This window comes from Paenibacillus sp. SAFN-117 (assembly GCF_051966115.1).
GTDB classification, from domain to species: Bacteria; Bacillota; Bacilli; order Paenibacillales; family NBRC-103111; genus Paenibacillus_L; species Paenibacillus_L residui.
Genome location: NZ_JBQCLK010000078.1, coordinates 1 through 2,069, shown reverse-complemented (window position 1 = coordinate 2,069; position 2,069 = coordinate 1). Strand labels below are relative to the sequence as shown.

Genomic DNA, 2,069 nt, shown 5'->3' with positions numbered 1-2,069 from the left:
TGTGAACTTTCTCCTCATCGTTGCCATACAACTAAGAAACTCCTTTTTTGCTGTCTAATTTTCTTAGTCCATTATAACCCTTTGTTTATGGGCATTTTCAGCCGTGCTATTTACTTACCCTTGATTGAGAATAGCCCATTCTTGAAATCGCTTTGTTCAACCATATCCATTAATGATTTTCCATTTTCTGAAGCACCTTCTTAAAAACCACCCTGTTTCCACCACGACCATCATAATTAATAAATACAGGAACACCTTCATATTCTTGTTCCTGAGGTTCGATGATAAATCCCATTCGTGTATGAAATGCGATAGAATCCTTCTTTCCTGGAGCTGTTACACATCGAACCACACTTCTTCCCAGCATTCCTACACGTTTGAAAAACTCCTCATAAAGTGCTCGTCCAACACCTTTTCCTCGTATTGCCGGGTCAACCATTACGATTCTAATATAAGACTCATTTGGCTCCGATTGCGATAAGAATCCTATAAGAAATCCTGCCATCTTCCCGTTTTCTTCAGCTAAGAGGCAAGTATCCCGAAAATGATGGATATACCACTTTGAAATCATATCACTTGAATAATTGCTTCCCCACCAATCTGATGCTACCTCAAAAATTGCATTACAGTCATCTGGTTCAATATGTCTTATATTCAAAAAATCGCCTCTCAATCGGCGCAGCCTCCCGATTCTCATTCTTCTCCCGTTGCAATCAGATTCTCGGGGTATCTCCCGCCTACAACTTTACTCCAACACATCAAATAACTCACGAAGATAATCCCTGCGTCCATGCAAAATACGGTGGATAATAACCCAATTATCGATAAGCCGATAGAAAATCAAATGAGGGTCAACTACGATAAAACGGTATCCGCGTTGGATCAGTGAAAAGTCATCGTCCGAGAGAACAGAACCCATATTCGGAAAATCAGCCAGTTTGGAAACGGCCGTATTTATTCGGTCCAGCATGTTTTCTGCGGCTACAACATTATCTTGCGTGATGTATGAAAAAATTTCATCCATATCATCCACGGCCGCGGGGGCATATTTGATTTTACTCTTTGACGGCATCAATTTTCCTCCGCATTCTTGCTACCACTTGTTCATGATCAAGCAGCGGGGTTCCTTCCGCGATCTGCTTTTCTGCAACCAAAAGCTTGGACTGCAGTTTAATGCGAGCCTCCATTCGCCGGTAAGCCTCGTGACTCATCACTACCAGATCCGCTTCACCGTTGCGCGTTAGAATCACTGGTTCATCAAGTTCATGGCAATATTTCGAAAATCCGTTGTAATCCTGTCTAATTGTCGTTGACGGTTTAATATGCACGCTGTTCAACCCTTTCCGATGACATTATTCTGACTATATTATATCATTATAATAAACGTAAATGCCACCAATCTTTTTCCAGTGTGATTTTTCTGAGCGTAATCATGCAGAGCTCCTCCCTTCATTATCACGGAGATGTTCAATTTGCATCCGTTGACCTCCCTCACTGTGCCACGCCAAAAACAAAAAATGGCGTCCGATTGGACGCCAGAGGATATTAGTGAGTTTCCGTATAGTTTTTGAAATTGTCCATAATCGCTTGCCAGCCTGCTTGTTGATATTCAACGGGGTGAGTGCCTTCCGCGTCGAACGTTTCGACGACCTTCGTTTCGTTTCCTTGAGCAATGAAGGTGATATCAACCTTTCTCCCGTCCCCCATTGTGTATGAAATTTCCTCATGCAATTTCACAACATCGTAAATTCCGCCAAAATCAAAACCCATGCTGCCATCTTTCGCTTCCATCCTTGTAACAAACTTGCCGCCGACCCGCAAATCATTCTCCGCTCTTGGCGAGTGCCAATCATCCGATGCTTGATTCCATTTCGTGATGTGTTCCGGCTCCGTCCAATACTTCCATACTTTTTCCACCGGCGCTTGAATGACTGCCTGTACGGTTACTCTTGTTGGATTGTTCGTTCCCATTTTATAAGGACACCTCTTTCATACTGGACAGTCAAAAGTTCTACAGCATTAAGAAGCGAGCGAATCGGCGTCAATATCAGTCGTTTCCTGCTTGGATT

4 protein-coding genes are annotated in these 2,069 nt (G+C 42.9%); all 4 read right to left on the bottom strand.

The window, feature by feature from the left end; genetic code table 11:
- Positions 1 to 169: 169 nt before the first annotated feature.
- The 4 genes from ACTHRH_RS25580 to ACTHRH_RS25565 all read right to left on the bottom strand — a co-directional run bounded on the left by ACTHRH_RS25580 (position 170) and on the right by ACTHRH_RS25565 (position 1,971).
- A complete protein-coding gene (locus ACTHRH_RS25580) occupies positions 170 to 673 on the bottom strand; it encodes an N-acetyltransferase family protein (RefSeq protein WP_440418268.1) in 504 nt (167 codons plus the stop codon).
- A gap of 72 nt (positions 674 to 745) precedes the next feature.
- The gene (locus ACTHRH_RS25575; RefSeq protein WP_379289767.1) at positions 746 to 1,072 is read right to left on the bottom strand and encodes a type II toxin-antitoxin system RelE/ParE family toxin; all 327 of its coding nucleotides are present in this window, start codon (positions 1,070 to 1,072) and stop codon (positions 746 to 748) included.
- Entirely contained in the window at positions 1,056 to 1,328 is a 273-nt protein-coding gene (locus tag ACTHRH_RS25570; protein ID WP_379289769.1) for a type II toxin-antitoxin system Phd/YefM family antitoxin, read from the bottom strand. The genes ACTHRH_RS25575 and ACTHRH_RS25570 overlap by 17 nt, the downstream gene beginning before the upstream one ends.
- A gap of 217 nt (positions 1,329 to 1,545) precedes the next feature.
- Positions 1,546 to 1,971, bottom strand: coding sequence for an SRPBCC family protein (locus ACTHRH_RS25565; RefSeq protein ID WP_144937504.1), 426 nt, complete (start codon positions 1,969 to 1,971; stop codon positions 1,546 to 1,548).
- Between the last annotated feature and the right edge of the window lie 98 nt (positions 1,972 to 2,069).

What these genes read in the sequence shown, in the direction of transcription:
- ACTHRH_RS25575 (WP_379289767.1), bottom strand. Translation starts at nt 1,072, where the DNA reads ATGCCGTCAAAGAGTAAAATCAAATATGCCCCCGCGGCCGTGGATGAT.
- ACTHRH_RS25565 (WP_144937504.1), bottom strand. Translation starts at nt 1,971, where the DNA reads ATGGGAACGAACAATCCAACAAGAGTAACCGTACAGGCAGTCATTCAA.